This is a genomic window from Ruminiclostridium papyrosolvens C7, assembly GCF_000421965.1.
GTDB lineage: Bacteria > Bacillota > Clostridia > Acetivibrionales > DSM-1351 > Ruminiclostridium > Ruminiclostridium papyrosolvens_A.
This window is the reverse complement of sequence record NZ_ATAY01000034.1, coordinates 1-17,860: the sequence shown is the minus strand read 5'-3', so window position 1 is coordinate 17,860 and position 17,860 is coordinate 1. Positions and strand designations below refer to the sequence as shown.

Below are 17,860 nucleotides of genomic sequence, written 5' to 3'. Positions count from 1 at the left end.
AGGCTCTTTCATTAGCCTGCCTCTTGTTCTGTTTAGAGAGGTATTATTTTTATCTGCTTATTTATGAAAATACCGGCTCATAACCTTCTGTGAAATTCGGGCAGCTGCAACTCCTCCGTAGCCCCCTTCTTCAACTATTACGGCTATTGCTATCTGAGGATTTTTATAGGGTGCAAAGCCGATGAACCAGCTGTGAGGAGTTTTGCTTTCAATGTGCTGAGCGGTTCCCGTTTTTCCGCAAACCTGAATCCCGCTGACCTGCGCCCTTGTACCTGTTCCCTTTGACACAACCTCTCTCATATACTTTCTTATCTCACTTGCATATTCCGCAGATGTAACCTGTTCTACCTCTGACGATTTAAGACTCTGTATGGTATTGCCTTTATAATCGTTAATTTTGTTGACTAACGTAGGCTTCATCATAACCCCGTCATTAGCAATTGTTTGAGCAATAAGAGCCATTTGTATAGGTGTAGCAAGTACTTCTGCCTGCCCTATTCCGCTTTGTGCCATATTTCCCTTCTCATGAGTCTTATACTTTGGAAATCTGCTTTTATCAATTATAATGCCGTTGGACGGTATATCTTTGTTGAATCTGAAATCCTGTGCGGTCTTATACAAATCATTCTCCAGCCTTATACCTAAGTTTCCGAAAAAGACATTACTTGATTTTACCAAAGCCGTTTCCAGCTTTATTTTACCCAGAACTTCACCATGGTCATTACTGAGAGTATACCCTCCCCCAAGATTCAGCTTACCTTTGTCGTTGAAGGTCTCATTTTTTATACCTTCAATATTCTCCAAAGCACTTACTGCCGTTACAACCTTGAAGGTCGAACCCGGTGGATACAGTCCTGAAACTGACCTGTTAAGAAGCGGAACATTCTTACTTTTCACAAGTGTTTCCCAATTCTTGTTGAGGTTGTTTGGATCGTATGAAGGTTTCGACACCATTGCAAGTATTTCACCGGTATCAACCTTTAGTACCACTACAGACCCCTTGGATGAGCCAAGGGCATCATAGGCTGTTTTTTGAAGTTGGTAGTCAAGAGTACTGTAAACGTCATCACCTTTTTTATTAACCTCTTTGAATCCGTTTCCAATCCACGCCAACAGGGATGCCGATATATTACTGGACAAATAGCTGTCATACAGGTTTTCCAAGCCTGTTATCCCATACTGTGGGTCATAATACCCCAGTGCGTGAGCTGTGACTGCACCGCCCTTATATACCCTTTTGTACTCCCCGCTGCCGGACTTTTTCTCACTGACAGAAAGTTCCTTTCCGGTTCTGTCATATATGGTTCCCCTTACAACCTTGTTTCTGATATCCCACATTCTTCTGTTATCAGGCCTTGTAACTATTTCAGGGCCCTTTACAAGTGTAAAGTAAGCCAGATAACTTATGAGAACGAAAAACACAACCAGAAAAATTATCATTATTCTCTTTATATTATTAGTTAAATTATCCATATGCTAATTAAGCCTCCATTGCCATTCAGTCTTCACCTTCAGAAACCTTTTGAATAATACTCAGGGATAGAAAACTGATTAATAAGGAAGTTCCTCCGCTGCTTACAAAGGGAAGTGTTATTCCCGTCAACGGTATAAACCCTGTTACTCCTCCTACAATAACCAAAGTTTGGGTTGCAATCATTACGCTGAGCCCTGCGGTGAGAAGCTTTGAAAAATTATTTTCTGCATGAATTGCACTTCTTATTGAACGGTAAAAAAGCAAAAAATGCAGGATCAATATTGCAAACCCCATTAGTAGGCCCATTTCTTCGCATATTACAGAGAAAATAAAGTCCGATTCATTAACTGCAACATAACCCGGATGTCCCATTCCCAAGCCTCTTCCGAACAGTCCACCTGTAGCGATAGCGTACATAGACTGCACCAGTTGGTAGCTCTCATTATAGACATAGGGCCAGGGATTATGCCATATCATTATTCTTCTTTTTATATGATCAAACATCGCATAACTTGCCGCCCCACCCGATGCAAACAGTCCCAGTGAAACTAATACATACAATTTCTTGGAGGTTGCAAGATACACCATTGTAACCGATACTGCAAATATAATAAGTGCGGTTCCGAGGTCCCTCTGAATTACCATGAAGCCCAGTGATATTGAAATGACTATGCCGGGTTCTATAAGTTTTTTTCTGGTATTTACATTTGAAAGGGCACTTGCAAGGTATAATATCAGAAATATTTTACCAAATTCTGACGGTTGAAAGCTCACAGGCCCTATTTTAACCCAGTTTTTGGCGCCCAGTATTTCATATCCTATAAAGGTTGCCAAAGACATGAACATTATCGTTCCAGCCAGAAAGACGTATTTCAACCGTGCAAATTGAGCAAGTCCTCTTTTAAGGAAAAGTACTACGAAAAGGAAAGCTAAAATACCCAATAAAAGCCATGCAAGCTGCTTTGTAGCAAGCTTGATATTCAACCTGTAGAGCATAATTATTCCTATTGAACATAGCAGCATTGTTAAAAGGAATATTATTCTGTCTCCCATGGGATAAAATCTTTTAAGAATCCATGTGGTCAATGCTATAATTACAACCAATACACCGAAAAATATTCCTGCCTTTGGGTCAAAGGGCTTTTTTAGCACACCAAGGTTCAGAAATCCGAAAAATAGAAATACATATATTAAAAATTGAAACATCCTTAACTTTTTAGTCATTTGGTTCTCCTAACATACCGAACAGTTTTTAATCATCGTCTGTTACGGTAAAAACCGTCTCTGAGATTCTGATTTCGTCACCCGGCTGCAAACTTTTCTTATCTACCCTGTTGCCGTTTACAAAAGTACCGTTTGTGGAATCCATGTCCTCCAACATGTATCTGCCGTCCTCAAAATAAATTTTTGCGTGGAAGTTGGAAACAGCTCTCGAAGGTAAAACCATTTGATTATTTTTGTTTCTTCCAATGGTGAGCTTACTGCCGATTGGGATAATTTCTCCGTCTTCAAGACTGCTCTTATCAGCAGAATATTCCATCCTCAGCTTCCAACCGAGGTTTTTTCCGGGTTTACCTCTTTTTAAATCTTTGGATATTATTTTTAATGCATATAAAATTATTATAAAAATCAAAACAACCAATACTATTCTAAATACTACCGAAAGCGAACTAAAATCCATAAGCTCTTGCTCCAGTCAATAAGTTTTTCTTTATTATATATAAACTAGATACATTTTTCAAATCAGCATAGAAAAAATATACATTTCTTTCCAAATATTTTATGTTTTTATGAGGCATCTGCCATCCGTATGGCTTATCAGTAGTGGGAATGTTGACTTATTTTTAAGATTTTATAGAACAAAATCTACACTTTAATTGTATAATAATGTATGATATAAAATATAATACTCTCTTAGTGTAGTTTAAAAATTACGAGGTGCTTATATGCATAAATACTTTATTACAATAGTAATTATTTTAAATATAATCGGTTTTGTATTGGTTTCACTTGATAAATATAAAGCAAAAAACAGGTTGTGGAGAATACCTGAAAGGTCATTTTTTCTTCTTTCTATTTTGGGTGGAAGTATCGGCGTATATATAGGATTACTTACTTTCAAGCATAAAACCCGCCGTTGGTATTTCATGACAATCATTCCACTGATAATTATTGCTCAATTTGTTTTTATATATTTTCTTACTAAAAAATGAGGTTTTGAATTGTGAAGCCTCTTTTTTATGTCTTCTTATGTTGGAATAATGAGGTCGCCGTTTGAATAACCTTTAATTAACACAGCAAATACGAGGTTTATTTTAATGGGACTTGATAAATTTTATAAAAACTCAGCGATACTCACATTATCAAACTTGGTAACAGGCTTTATTGGATTTACATTTTCAATAGTTCTTTCAAAAAAACTCGGAGCGGAAGGACTTGGGCTATATGGGCTTATTATGCCGGTCTATTCCCTGCTGCTTTGTCTTACAACAGATGGTCTTATAACCGCAATTTCTAAAACCTGTGCAGTATATAACAGTAAAAAAGATTATAGGAACCTTCACAGAAGTGTAAAAGTAGCTATATGTTTCCTGGGGCTGTGGAGCATTGCCGTAGCCGTACTGGTGTTTTTCAATGCACCTTTTATCAGTAAATATATCATAAAAGATATTCGTGCATTAAGCGCTGTGAGAATCATATGTCCGGCACTGATTTTTGTCCCGATGTCCGCAATATTTAAAGGCTTTTTTTACGGATTTGAAAAATTCACTATTCCCGCAGGGATTGATATTCTTGAAAAATGTATAAGAATTTCAATACTTCTGGCAACAATAGCTCTTCTACAGCTCACTGATATAAAAAATACCGTTACAATAGCGTATTTTGCCCTTGCAATAGGTGAATTCATCAGCATGTTGCTCCTGTTAACTGGATTTAAGCTTGTATCACGCAAACTTAAACCCTCAGGAGTTAAGGTACAGAACCCTCTACAATTGCTGGCGAATGTTCTCGTTATATCCTGTCCGCTGTGTCTGAATGGTTTTATTTCATCAGTCCTAACTACAGCTTCAACCCTGATTCTTCCAAGGAGATTAATGAGTGCCGGAGTAAGCTATGATGTAGCCTTGCAGCAAATAGGTAAGTTTATGGGTATGGCTCTTACAACGGTAAACCTTCCGTTTATAATTGTAGGCTCAATGATGACTGTACTAATTCCGGATATGTCCCTAAGCCTAAGTAAAAGAGATATGTGGAGTACAGAAAAAAGGATTTCACAGGTTCTCAGAATATCCTGTATGATTGGATTGGGAACCTTGATTGTTTCAATATGTATTCCCGGAAAACTGGGCTTATTCTTTTACGGAAGAAATGATTTAGGTAAAATGGTTATGGTGGCCGGCATATGTAATTTTGTAAGCTATGTGGCTTCCGCTTCTTTCGGGATACTAAACGGACTCGGAAAACAGAATGTGAATCTTAAAAACTCCATTATTGTTTCCGTTGAAAATCTGGTGCTTGTTTTCATATTAACCGGTATTCCCTCAATCAACATATACGGCATAGGAATTTCACTTGCCGTGACATCATTGACTGCTCTGATTCTCAATTTAATAGAAATACGCAAGTCCTGTGAAATCAGATTTTCACTACCAAGGGGGGTTGTACTTGCAATATGCGGACTTGCCGGTTTTGCAGCAATGAGAATAGTCAGCATCATTATACCTGACAACTTTATGGTATTTGATGTAATATTGTCCGTTGGTATATGCTTTTTTGTTATATTCTATTTAACAAAATTCTATAATTGTAAACATAACTGGTAAGAGTGTCTCCTTTGGTGTTATAATACCTTTTATAATCGAGGCAGATAACCGGGAGGGCAAAAATGTTTAATTACGTAATATTTGATATTGACGGAACAATGATTGATACCGAAGAAGCAGTATACTATGCATACCAGAGTATTATTTTTAAAAAACACGGCAGATATTTTACCAATGAAGAACTATTAAAGGGCTATGGTGTTCCTACTCCCGTTTCTCTTGAGAGATATGGTTTTACTGATATTGATGCGGCTTTAAAAGATTATTATCATTACTTAATCGAAGGCTTCAAAAAATGTACTGCTTTTAAGGGAATACCTGAAATAATGGAAAAACTTAAGGAGTTAAATGTTCCAATGGGTGTTGTAACCTCAAGGTGCCAGTATGAAATCGACGTTGACAGCTGTCTGAAGCAATTCACTAAATATTTTAAAACTATTGTAACCTCTGATGACACTACCCTGCATAAACCAAATCCGGATCCTTTGTTACTCGCCATGGACAAGCTGAATGCTGTGCCTTGCGAAACGTTGTATATCGGTGACACGGTATTTGACAGAGAATGTGCAAAAAATGCCGGAGTAAAGTTTGCATTGGCTCTGTGGGGCTCAAATAATGCTGAAAATATAAACGCAGACTTCTTTTTCAAGAAGCCTGCAGATCTGCTTGACATATTAAAGCTGTAAATTACTTTGCTTCAATATCTCCTATATCATAATCCTGTACATCAGTATAATTGTCATTGGACTTAGCATTTTTCTTGATTCTGTATAGTCTGACTGCGGTCAGAGTTGCTGCAACCAAGGAAAGTGCTCCAATGAATATATACGCAGAACTCATTCCGAAAATAAATTCTGCTTCTTTTCCTTCAACAAAATTCGTTACTTTATAACCCAGCTTGAAACTCATCATACCATAAAGCACAAGTGTTGATACAGATACGCCGATTACCAGACCAAGATTCCTTACAAGTGCATTAATACTGCCTGCAATCCCTAAACGGCTTCTTGGTACAGTTGACATAATAAGTGAATTGTTGGGTGACTGGAACATACCGTTTCCTACAGCCATCAGCGAAATAAACAATATAATTCTTACAGGACTAAAAGTCTGATTAATAGTAGCCATTAGGAAACAACCTGCACTAAAAATCGTCAGTCCCACAAAGGTAAGCATTTCAGAACCAATTTTATCTGACAAAAATCCGCTGACCGGTGATACCACCAGAAGTATCAGAGGATATGATATGAGATATATTCCCGTCAACCAAGGCGACATTTTTATAATATCCTGAAAATAGAATGGCATTATAATATTTGAGCAGTTCATACATACAAAAAGCAAAAAACCGCAGAAAATACTCAGTGAAAACAGCTTATTTTTAAAAATGTTCAGTTGAAGAAGAGGACTTTCAACTCTGCCTTCTATTTTTATAAATAATATAAATGATATAATCGCCACTGCAAAACTCGCCAATATAACAGGTTTAAGGAAACCTATCTGCTCGCCCGTCAGCAATGCGGTAAAGAGTGATATTATACTTATAAGAAAAAGGATTGAACCTTTTATATCAAACTTTGATTCACTGCTCTGCTCGTCTTTAGGAAGCACCTTTAAGGCCATAATAAATGCGAAAATACCAATAGGTATATTTATCAGGAATATATATTGCCAACTTGCCACGTCAACAATAAAACCACCCAGCGGAGGCCCAACAAGGGTACCAAGTGCAACAAAGGAACCTGTAATACCAAGTGCTCTACCTCTTTCATTTGCCGGGAACGCTCTAGTAACTATTCCCTGGTTTGTCGCCATAAAAGCAGCTGCACCTATAGCCTGAATAATTCTTGATAATACAAGTATATTTAAAGAGGGTGAAACGGCACATAGTAACGAGCCTAGTGTAAATATAACAATACCTGTTTTAAATATTTTTACTTTCCCGTTAATGTCTCCCAGCCTTCCGAAAATCAGCACAGTTGCAGAAATAGCAATCAAATACGTTGATATGATTGTTGAAATAGAACCCATCCCAACGGAAAATTTATCTGCCATTACAGGCAGTGCAACATTTACAATGCTGCTGTCAAGACATGCCATAAAAGTCAATAATACGATGTTTACAAGGATCAATCCCTTGTTTTTATATTGTTTCTCTGTGTTTTCCATATTTAACTCCATCTAAATAGTATTAAAACAAATACATTTTAGAATAACATAAAAATTTTTTCATATCAACTTTAATTAAAGTCAAAAAAAGACTGTCTTTAAAAGACAGCCTGCTTTTTCTAAACCAATGTCTAAATGTCCTTAGCTTGAAGTCCTGCGGTATTAAGAAAATTCCACGGCTTGTTGTAATGAGGTTGGAAGAAAAAGTCTGTGAGTGCCAGTTCATCAATAGTCAATTTCTTTTGAATTGCTAAAGACAATGTATTAGCAGACTGGGTTAAATCCGCCTTTGAAAGAATCTGGGCTCCGAGAATCTCTCTTGTTTTGGCATCAAATACTACTTTCAATAATACCTCTTCGTAATCCGGCATAAATTCGGGACGGTAGTTCTCCCTGATTGTAACGGATTTTATATCAATATTATGAAAGTCTGCTGCACTTTGAGTCAAGCCCGTTACAGCATAATTAAGATTGTATATTTTTATTGCTGACGTTCCTTGTGTACCTAAATACTTTACTGTAGGCTTCTCAAGGTTAAAAGCCGCAAGTGTGCCCATCCTGACAGCATTTGTTGCAAGAGGTATATATTTATGTATTCCTACAGGATTATACATTGATGCACAACAGTCTCCCGCAGCAAAGATATCTTTTCTGCTTGTCTGCATATACTCATCTACTGTTATGGCCCCGTTAGGCAACATCTCAAGCTTGTCTTTGAATAATCCTGTGCTTGGCCGAAAACCAATGCAAAGAACGGCAAGTTCAGCATCATACTCTGCTTTATCTGTTTTAACCTTTTTTATTTTATTTTGGTTTCCCATGAAATTTGTTACAGTCTCACCCAAAGCAAGCGTAATACCTTTGGCTTTCATCTTTTCTTCTGCAATATCCGTAAACTCTTTGTCAAAATACTTGCTTAGTATTCTGTTTTCAGTATCTATCAAGGTAACCTTTTTCCCTTTCATGGCAAAGGCTTCTGCCAGTTCCACACCAATATATCCTGCTCCTACCACTACAATGTTCTGAGCGGATTTTTCCTTACTGACTATTTCTTTTGAGTGGTTATAATTTTTTGCCGGAAGAACTCCATCTAGCTGAATACCTTCAATATCAGGAATAATGGGCCATGAACCCGAAGAAATCACCAGTTTGTCATAATTGTCCTCAAAGCTGCTGCCCGTTTCCATGTTCTTTACCAACAAGGTTTTTTTATCGATATCTATATCCATAACCTCATGAAGCATGCGGGTTGTTATGCCCATCTCTCTTAACTTCTCGGGGGATGAATAAAACAAGCTATCGGGATTTTTCACCACACCACCTACATAAAGGGCTATACCGCATGAAAGGAAAGAAATATTATCATTCTTTTCATAAACCGTTATTTCCGAACCGGGGTAAAGTTTTACCATATTATTTATTGCTGCCGTCCCTGCATGGGTACATCCGATTACTACTATTTTCATACTATATCCTCCTCTGCCTACGTGTAAATATATCCCATATATACCACCTAATATATTTTATAAACAGAATCGGTATGCCATTTCTTTTTTGCAAATAAAAAAGTACATCCACCTTAGAATGTACCTTAAAGAAATTTTATTTGATTATGTAAGCTCTATCTGTTTTCATTATATGGTTTGCAATCCATTCAACCGTAAAATTAAGCAATTCCATTAAGTACTGATCCTGATCCTTATCTATCCTGCTATAGTCCGTATTACTGATTTTTTCAATAAAGTCATGATGTTCAACTTTATGGGAGAGCAGCTTTCGGTATCCAATACTATGCATGTATTCTTCTTCGTAAGTAAAGTGAAAGACCGTGTAATCTTTTAGTTCCGTAATAAGCCGAACAATTTCATCATATTTGTCCGTAATAAGCTGATTTTTCATGGCAGCATAAATTTCTGAAGCAATCTGAAATAACTTTTTATGCTGTTCATCGATCTTCTCGATTCCAAGAATGAATTCGTCCCTCCATTCTATCATATGGACCCCCCTTAAATGTAGTGTATACCAAGATTATACCTACTTCCCGAAATATAAACAATACAAAGGATTGAATTTTAACTTTAAACTGTTAAAGAATACCTGCGTAAATGCCGGATTGAAGGCCTTCACCGAAAATTCTTTTTTTACCGTTTTTATTATTGTACATCTGAAGGTCTATCTCATGTAAAAACTGGTTAACTCCTTTATCCGTTCTTTTATATGTACCAAAAGCATAACTGTACTTTATACTGTATGGCTTATTGCCCCCTGCATTAAATTTTTCTACTACTCCTGAGACCTTCTTCATCAGGTCATGAATCTGAGGTTCTGAACGATTATCAATAAGAACAAGAAATTCATCACCGCCTGTGCGGAAAACAATTCCCGAATTCAGATATACTCTTTGCAGCATTTTTACAAATGCCTTCAGTGCAAAATCTCCTTCAGAATGACCGTATAAATCGTTGATACTCTTGAAATAGTCAAGGTCTATCATTACCGCCGACAATCGGCTTAAATTACGCTTTTCATAACAATCCAGACATTTTTGTAAAGCCTGTCTGTTTCTGGCCCCTGTTAGTGAATCCTTGTACAGCTCTCCCTGCTGAATAATAACAAACATAAGTATAAGAATAAGTGAATTAAAGCACCAAATATAGCCTGTTTTGTTTAAAATAAGCTGAAAGGCTGTTACAGCTACAATCATTAGGCTTACCGACATAATATAAATGTACTCAACCTTTAAGAGCAGCTTTCGTCTTTTAAATATTACAAAAATACTGTATGATAACAGAATCAAACTTATTGAAAAGGGCAGAATATAAGCTCCGGTGCCCAATTTATTTATAAACATATCAGTTTTAAAAACAATGATTGCCGTAATAGTATTTGCAAAAAAAAGTAAATTAAAAACAAGACCTGCCTGTTTCTTTATCCTGAACGGGTTTGCGAAATAATTACATACAAAAAGCAAAAATGTATAAGCCAGAATAGGCGACACTATAAAGTTAATACCTCGTAGTATTCTTAGCAGCATCAACGGAATGGTACCACTCTCTAATAAAATCTTTAGTAACAAATTTGATAATGTAAGAAATAAATTCAAAAGCACCGCTGAAAGATACAGTCTTCTGATTACAGATCTTTTTTCTAAAACACAATTAGCATAAATCAAGAAAAGTAACAGGATTGCAAAAGAGATAATTGTCAATTGATGATTAATTAATGTTTGCATAAGCTTTATCTCCTTTATCTTTTTTATTCCACTTTTTGTTATATTATATTAATATTTTACATTATTATCGACGATTTTACAACAAAATAGTATATATTTTTACATTTAAAATGTTTTGTTAGAACTTACAAATTAAGGGTATATTTTATACTAAGAAAATACTTTTGAAAGAGAAGGATATTTACTATGAAAAATAAATCTATAAACAAAATAGTAATTGTGGGTACGGGCTTTGTTGGTTCAACCACTGCCTATACATTAATGGTAAGCGGTCTGGTTTCAGAAATCGTACTTATAGACCAAAACACAAAAAAAGCTGAAGGCGAAGCAATGGATATGAATCACGGTATGCCATTTGTCAGGCCTGTCAGAATATATAAAGGGGATTATGAAGACTGCAAAGGAGCAGATATTGTTGTAATAACCGGTGGTGCAAACCAGAAACCGGGTGAGACAAGAATTGACCTTGTAAATAAAAACACTGAAATATTTAAAGACATCGTTGGAAATATTATTAGATACAATACAGACTGTATTCTGCTTGTTGTTACAAACCCGGTGGATATTTTAACCTACGTAACCTACAAGCTGTCCGGCTTCCCTAAAAACAGAGTCATAGGCTCAGGAACAGTTTTGGACACTGCACGTTTCAAATACATGCTTGGGGAACATATGGGGGTTGACCCAAGAAATGTACACGCATATATAATCGGCGAACATGGAGACACTGAAGTCCCTACATGGAGTCTTGCATCCATAGCCGGAATACCTATGGATGTTTATTGCAAAGAGTGTAAATCCTGCGACAATGAAAGCTTCAAGAGTGATACTTTTGACAAGGTAAAAAACGCAGCTTATGAGATTATTGACAGAAAGAATGCAACATACTATGCCGTTGCTCTTGCAGTAAGAAGAATTGTAGAGGCTATTGTCCGTAACGAAAACTCCATATTGACAGTATCAAGCCTATTCGAAGGAGAATACGGTCTAAATGACATATGTCTCAGTATTCCCAGCCAGGTAAATTCGGAGGGTATTTCAAGGATTTTAAATGTTCCGCTAAGCAATGAGGAAACAAAATTACTTAATAAATCTGCCCAGGCCTTGAAACAGGTTATCAGCGGACTGAATTTGTAAATGTCCTTTAATTCGGATGCGATGCCGGTGAGGCAGGCATCCGAAAAAGTTCATTTATACAAGTATCCTTTTGAGTATGTCATCGCTTTTAAGCAACTGTTTTGCTTTTTCTCTGTTTTCAGCTACATGCAGATAAGTGTATCTGTTTGGTTTAATGGTTGGTGCAAGGTCAATTGCCTTTTCGAAGTCTTCAGCCCTCATTTTTAAGGTTTCAACAAAATCAAAGAAACCAGTATCTGTCAGGAATTTTTCTACACGCTGATATCTGTGTTCTTGAACCCTACTCATAAGATAGGTTGCAACTCCGACCTGTATTCCATGCAGCTGGGGCTTCTCCAGAAGCTTATCCAAAGCATGAGATATAAGATGTTCACTGCCGCTGGCAGGTGCGCTGCTGTCTGCTATCTGCATTGCAATTCCGCTCATTGTCAGAGAGTCCACCATTTCCTTTAAAAAGAAGTTTTCTGTAACCTGAGTATATGGCATTCTAACAATACTGTTTACAGACTTTTTTGCCATCATTGCGGCAAAGTCATCAACTTTTGCAGCATTGTTCCTTTCTTCGAAATACCAGTCGTATACGGCGGTTATTTTAGAAATAATATCTCCAAGGCCTGAATATATAAATTTCATAGGTGCATTTTTTAATACATCTAAATCAACAATTATTCCAAAGGGCATTGAAGCGTGCACTGATGTGCGTCTGCCGTTTATTATCAACGAACAGCCGGAGCTTGAAAAACCGTCGTTTGAAGTTGATGTAGGTATGCTTATAAATGGGAGCTTGTTTAAAAAAGCTATATATTTAGCTGCATCTAATACTTTTCCTCCACCCACTCCAACAACCGCATCAGTTTTGGAAGGTATAGAAAATGCCTTGGGCATGAGATTTTCAAGCTTTATATCATCATAGTCATAAGTTTCAAGAACCGCAAGGGACTTTTTTGTCCCTATGGAATCCATAATCTTTTCACCAAACAAGTCCCGGATTCCTTCTCCAAACAGCACTACAACATTATTTATTCCAGCCCTTTCAATGTATGCCCCCACACTTCCCAGTATATTATTATTAACTTCAAGTATGGAAGGAATTTCAATTCTGTGTACAGCATTCATTACTTAAGTACCTCCATCCAGAAATTTCCTTTACTTAGAAATCCGTAATTATTTTTTCCCTGACCAGATATTTTGCAATTTCATCAAAATGCTCAAAGGCTATATATGGAACCTTTTCTTTTGTAAGCCAATCTTTAAGGGAACTTGTTGCAAATGCACAGTCCGCTGTCTTTGCAGCACCAATATCCGGCTCGCTGTCACCTGCAAAGTACACCTTTTCATATTTTTCTTTCAATGAAAGTATAACCTTTTGCTTGTCTATACCCCACATTTCCGAATAAAATTCGCTTTTGGGATCAGGCATTATCTGAATTCCCCTGTTATGATACCTTCCTTCCATTGAAATTACAGTTACATTTTTTATTTTAAAATACTCCAGAAGTTTATTGATATAATATGATGTTCCCGCACTTAATATAAAAAAATCTCCCCCGTTGTTTTCAACCATTTGAATAAACTTAACAGCATAGGGGTCAAGGGGCAGCTCCAGTATATCCTGCAATATTTCCTCTTCGCTTCTGTCCATTGAACCAAACATTTTATTAAGAAAATCCACATTTATCTTTTTGGTTTTCTTCCATTCATCATAATAATTCCATGCCCAATCCTTTAAGTATTTATCCATTACTATGTGATAAAAATCTCTGTCAGTGAGTGTTCCGTCAAAATCAGATACAAATGCAAATTTTTTCATCATACATTGCTCCGTTCCGGCATATAGCATACCATGCCATTAGTATTTTCTTTCATATAATACCATAATTCCCTATAACATTATTATAATATAATTTTAGTTTTACTTTTTATTGATAAATAATCATTGCAAAACTTGGCAATAGTAATTATTATTGAATAGTATATAAATTTATTAAGGTAAAGGAATAAAAATGGAAAATTTAAGTTTTAAAGATTTAACTCTCTCGGATGAAGTACAGCATGCAATTGCGGATATGGGCTTTGAGGAGGCGACCCCTATTCAGTCCCAGTCAATCCCATATATTTTGGAAGGCAATGATTTGATTGGTCAGGCTCAGACCGGAACAGGAAAAACCTGTGCATTCGGAATACCGGCAGTGGAAAAAATAGAACCACAGATTGATTCAATTCAGGTTTTGGTCCTTTGTCCAACCAGAGAGCTTGCTATACAGTCCTGCGAAGAATTGAGAAATGTATTAAAATATAAGGATGGGATAAGGATTCTCCCCGTGTATGGTGGACAGCCAATTGACAGACAGATTATGGCTTTAAAGAAACGTCCACAGATAATTATAGGAACCCCGGGCCGTGTTATGGACCATATGAGACGTAGAACTCTTAAACTGGATGCCCTTAAAATGATTGTTCTTGATGAAGCCGATGAAATGCTGAACATGGGTTTCAGAGAAGATATCGATACAATATTGGAGAAAGTTCCAGAGGACAGACAGACTATATTATTCTCTGCTACGATGCCAAAAGAGATTCTTGAACTTACAAAAAAATATCAGAAAGATCCCGTTCATATAAAGATTGCCCACAAGGAACTGACCGTTCCAAGTATCGAGCAGTATTACCTTGAAGTAAAGGAATCTACAAAGCTTGAAGTTTTGTCAAGATTGATAGACACCAACGATATTAAGCTGTCTCTTGTATTCTGCAATACTAAAAAGAGGGTTGACGAACTTACAGCCAGCCTCCAGTCCAGAGGGTTTTCTGCTGAAGCCCTGCATGGTGACATGCGTCAGGAACACCGTGACAAAGTCATGTCTCTTTTCAGAAAAGGTAACTTTGATATACTCATTGCAACGGATGTTGCTGCAAGGGGTATAGATGTTGACGACGTTGAAGCAGTATTTAACTATGACCTTCCAAACGATGAAGAATACTATGTACACAGAATTGGAAGAACCGGAAGGGCCGGAAGAACAGGAAAAGCCTTTACATTTATTTCCGGAAGAGAAATGTATAAACTAAGGGATATACAGCGGTATACAAAATCCACCATTGTTCCCATGAAGCCACCAAGCCTCAATGAAGTTGAAGAAAAGAAAATGTTAAACATTCTTAAAACCTTAAAAGAAAACCTAAAGGATGAAGGCATCTCCAAATTCGTCAGCCACATTGAACGATTCACTGACACAATCAATAATGAATCGGAAGAACAGGGGGAAAACTTTGTAACATCTCTTGACATTGCAGCTGCATTATTGAAAATGTATGGTGAACAAAGCGGGAATCTTCCAAGTGAGGTTAATGAAATTGACAACGCGGTAGAACCGGGCAGCAACAAGGACATGGTAAGATTATTCATAAATATAGGAAGCGAAAGCAAAATACAGCCAAAGCATATAATTGAAAGTCTTGTAGCATCAACCGGGCTTCCGGGTAAGCTTGTGGGTGCAATAGACATTTTTGACAGGTATTCATTTGTAGAGGTTCCAAAGGACATCGCTCCTGAGGTGCTGAAATCAATGAAGAACTATACGATTAAAGGAAAGCGTATTAATATAGAAAAATCAAATGCAAGAAAGAAAAGCGGACGCGGATCTTCATTTAACCGTTCGACACCGCCTAACAGACGCAGTACGAAAAAATCCAAATAAACCTATAAAATAAAACAAAAACAGGGCTGTCGCATTAGTTGACTTATCACTAGTGCACAGCTCATTTTTATTTTTGGCAATAAAAAAAGCCTCGTGCTATAGGCTATTTCCATGTTTTTTGGGTTTTGTCATGCTCAGGGTGTTTCTTTTCAGAAGCATCAAACGATTCACCCAAGCACTCCTCGATAACACTAGGTGTTACCAAAAATGTTCCCTTATTCAATTTACCACCTTCTTTCAACTACAATGTAAGTATATACCCAATCTGTGCAAATAGCAAATTAATTTTATTACATGGTAAAAAGTTCTTTTTTTGACACAAACAGTAAATAATGGTATTATTGTTTTCAATCTTGCAAGATAAATGCTATTCGTCTGTGACGACAGGCAGATAAAAATTTATAAACTTTAAAAGGAGTATTTATTAAATGAAATCAGCAAAGAGAATTTTAAGTACTGTTTTGCTATCTGTTTCACTTATTGCAAGTAGTTTTCCATCAGTTTACGCTAACAATGAAAACGCTGATAATAATGCAAAAATTGGAGCAATTCAAGCTAAAGAAGTTATTCCTTCATTTTTATCGGGAGATTTAACACAAGAGTCTGAAAAAACTCCACAACAAATTGTTGAGCAGTATATTGCTCAAGAAGCCAAAAAATATCAATTGCCGGCAGTACAGTTTAAAGTTACTGAGCAATTTGTAAATTCATTGAACAGGACGGTAGTAAAAACAATACAAACTTATAACGGTGTACCTGTTCAAAATAGCGACAGAAACTATTTTATCAATACTGATGGTGTTATTGAGTATATCGTTGGAGACTATGTATACGATATAACTGATAGGTTGGCCTTAGCTGTTAAGCCCGCCGAAGTGTCCCAAAAATCAATTGTGTCTGTAATTGAGGAGGATTTAGGAATTAAGCCGGTATATAATGAAGCTCCTAAAAGCCAGTTGCTTCTATATCCGGTAGATGGAAAATATAACTACATATATAAGGTAACCATCGAATTCAGAAATCCTACATATAACAAGTATGTATATTATATCGATGCAAGTAATATGTCCATATTGGGAAAAAATAATCAGGAATTAAGTCTTGAGGAGCCTACTGTAGGTTCAGGTATCGGGCAATCCGGAGCAGTAAAGCAACCCTTAAAAATGGTAAAGGATAATGACGTATACTATCTGAAAAACACCGTTGAGAATTTAAAGACTATCTACGAATTAGACGGAACATATAGTGAGCAGGATAATTGTTTTGACACAGACACCGGGACAAACTATCAGAAGGATGCAGTAGATGCTCATTATAATATGACAAACATTATAAATTTCTTTAAAGGTTCCCCTTTTTACCGTAATGGCAATGATGATAACGGGTCTGAATACACAGTTGAAATTATAAAAGATAGCAGCAATGTTTTAAATGCCTATGGATATGTAAATAAGGTAAGAATCGGTGCCGGAAAAGGTTCGGCAGGTAAGTCTGTTTCTTATGCTGTGGATGCAATGGCACATGAATTTACTCATGGAATACTCACATCAGAAGGTTTAGGTGATTTCGATGAGGGACACTTTGAATTTAATCCCCCTTTAACAGAGCGTATGTCATTACACGAGGGGATATCTGACGTTTTTGGCACAATATGCGAGTATTTTCTTGAAAACGAAGGTACACCTGATTGGACAATAGGTGAAGATACAGGTACTATTTTCAGAGATTGTGCTAATCCTGTAATTGATAATTACACCGAATATAAGAGACGTATTTTAGAATGTGAAAATGACCGTACTATCAAATACCCTAAACCACATGAAGGCGGTGGGGTTATTACAAAAGCTGCAAATCTTATGGCTATGGGGGGAACATTTAAAAATGTTACAGTTGCTCCTATTGGAATGGAAAAGCTTGCAGTAATATTTTATCATGCCGTTAATGACGGAAATATGGTTTATGACATGAAATACCCTCAATTTGCAGCAGCACTTCTCCAGTCGGCAGAAACAATATATGGAGCAAACAGTTCTGAAACAAATACCGTAAGAAAAGCTTTGGGTGCGGTTGGTCTTGATTTGAGAATGGTATATGCATCAGGTCCGTCATTGCAGTTAACATGGCTCCCCTTAGCAGGTTCACATTACGGAATATACAGAAGAGAAACAGGCTCTACAGCCGAACCTGAAAAAATTCAGGAGACTTATAACACAACAGAGACTGTTCAGGCTATATCATGGAGTTATGATTACTTTATTGCATCTATCGATGAAAATGGAAACAGGATTTCAGAATTTGGCAGTCCACTTACTTATAAAATGTCGTT

The 17,860-nt window shown here is 36.7% G+C and carries 15 protein-coding genes; 6 read left to right on the top strand and 9 right to left on the bottom strand.

What is annotated here, in order from left to right:
• Positions 1 to 57: 57 nt before the first annotated feature.
• Genes L323_RS31785 through L323_RS31775 form a run of 3 tightly spaced genes read right to left on the bottom strand, consistent with a single transcriptional unit; the run spans position 58 to position 3,155 of the window.
• Positions 58 to 1,473, bottom strand: a complete 1,416-nt coding sequence (locus L323_RS31785; RefSeq protein ID WP_020815703.1) for a peptidoglycan D,D-transpeptidase FtsI family protein — start codon at positions 1,471 to 1,473, stop codon at positions 58 to 60.
• Between the two features lie 25 nt (positions 1,474 to 1,498).
• Positions 1,499 to 2,698, bottom strand: coding sequence for an FtsW/RodA/SpoVE family cell cycle protein (locus tag L323_RS31780; protein ID WP_020815702.1), 1,200 nt, complete (start codon positions 2,696 to 2,698; stop codon positions 1,499 to 1,501).
• A 28-nt stretch (positions 2,699 to 2,726) separates the two neighbouring features.
• The gene (locus L323_RS31775; protein ID WP_020815701.1) at positions 2,727 to 3,155 is read right to left on the bottom strand and encodes an FHA domain-containing protein; all 429 of its coding nucleotides are present in this window, start codon (positions 3,153 to 3,155) and stop codon (positions 2,727 to 2,729) included.
• A 265-nt stretch (positions 3,156 to 3,420) separates the two neighbouring features.
• Here L323_RS31775 and L323_RS31770 point away from each other — a divergent pair, with 265 nt between their 5' ends.
• The 3 genes from L323_RS31770 (at position 3,421) to L323_RS31760 (ending at position 5,984) form a co-directional block, all read left to right on the top strand.
• Complete coding sequence (locus L323_RS31770; RefSeq protein ID WP_020815699.1) at positions 3,421 to 3,687, top strand: DUF1294 domain-containing protein; 267 nt, start codon at positions 3,421 to 3,423, stop codon at positions 3,685 to 3,687.
• Between the two features lie 105 nt (positions 3,688 to 3,792).
• A complete protein-coding gene (spoVB, locus tag L323_RS31765; protein WP_020815698.1) occupies positions 3,793 to 5,298 on the top strand; it encodes a stage V sporulation protein B in 1,506 nt (501 codons plus the stop codon).
• A 62-nt stretch (positions 5,299 to 5,360) separates the two neighbouring features.
• Complete coding sequence (locus L323_RS31760) at positions 5,361 to 5,984, top strand: HAD family hydrolase (protein ID WP_020815697.1); 624 nt, start codon at positions 5,361 to 5,363, stop codon at positions 5,982 to 5,984.
• A gap of 1 nt (position 5,985) precedes the next feature.
• Here the strand turns inward: L323_RS31760 and L323_RS31755 are convergent, their stop codons facing one another.
• From L323_RS31755 to L323_RS31740, 4 genes are all read right to left on the bottom strand, one after another.
• Positions 5,986 to 7,467 carry an MFS transporter gene (locus tag L323_RS31755; protein WP_020815696.1) on the bottom strand — a complete coding sequence of 494 codons (1,482 nt, stop codon included), beginning with the start codon at positions 7,465 to 7,467 and terminating at the stop codon, positions 5,986 to 5,988.
• A 131-nt stretch (positions 7,468 to 7,598) separates the two neighbouring features.
• Entirely contained in the window at positions 7,599 to 8,933 is a 1,335-nt protein-coding gene (locus tag L323_RS31750; RefSeq protein ID WP_020815695.1) for an FAD-dependent oxidoreductase, read from the bottom strand.
• Positions 8,934 to 9,069: 136 nt separating this feature from the next.
• Positions 9,070 to 9,462 (bottom strand): bacteriohemerythrin, encoded by a 393-nt coding sequence (locus tag L323_RS31745; RefSeq protein ID WP_020815694.1) that lies wholly within the window; start codon positions 9,460 to 9,462, stop codon positions 9,070 to 9,072.
• Positions 9,463 to 9,553: 91 nt separating this feature from the next.
• On the bottom strand, positions 9,554 to 10,699 hold the full coding sequence (locus tag L323_RS31740) for a GGDEF domain-containing protein (RefSeq protein ID WP_020815693.1): 1,146 nt from the start codon (positions 10,697 to 10,699) through the stop codon (positions 9,554 to 9,556).
• A gap of 186 nt (positions 10,700 to 10,885) precedes the next feature.
• Between L323_RS31740 and L323_RS31735 the strand changes: the two genes are divergently transcribed.
• Positions 10,886 to 11,836 carry an L-lactate dehydrogenase gene (locus L323_RS31735; protein ID WP_020815692.1) on the top strand — a complete coding sequence of 317 codons (951 nt, stop codon included), beginning with the start codon at positions 10,886 to 10,888 and terminating at the stop codon, positions 11,834 to 11,836.
• A 54-nt stretch (positions 11,837 to 11,890) separates the two neighbouring features.
• On the opposite strand, the gene L323_RS31730 is transcribed toward L323_RS31735, so the two are convergent.
• Positions 11,891 to 12,952: an iron-containing alcohol dehydrogenase family protein gene (locus L323_RS31730; RefSeq protein WP_020815691.1), complete on the bottom strand. Its 1,062-nt coding sequence runs from the start codon at positions 12,950 to 12,952 to the stop codon at positions 11,891 to 11,893.
• 34 nt (positions 12,953 to 12,986) lie between these two features.
• A complete protein-coding gene (locus L323_RS31725) occupies positions 12,987 to 13,649 on the bottom strand; it encodes an MtnX-like HAD-IB family phosphatase (protein ID WP_020815690.1) in 663 nt (220 codons plus the stop codon).
• A 190-nt stretch (positions 13,650 to 13,839) separates the two neighbouring features.
• Here L323_RS31725 and L323_RS31720 point away from each other — a divergent pair, with 190 nt between their 5' ends.
• Both L323_RS31720 and L323_RS31715 read left to right on the top strand, forming a co-directional pair.
• Entirely contained in the window at positions 13,840 to 15,534 is a 1,695-nt protein-coding gene (locus L323_RS31720) for a DEAD/DEAH box helicase (RefSeq protein ID WP_020815689.1), read from the top strand.
• A gap of 428 nt (positions 15,535 to 15,962) precedes the next feature.
• Positions 15,963 to 17,860, top strand: a 1,898-nt coding sequence (locus tag L323_RS31715) for a M4 family metallopeptidase (RefSeq protein WP_020815687.1), incomplete at its 3' end; no start/stop codon positions are given.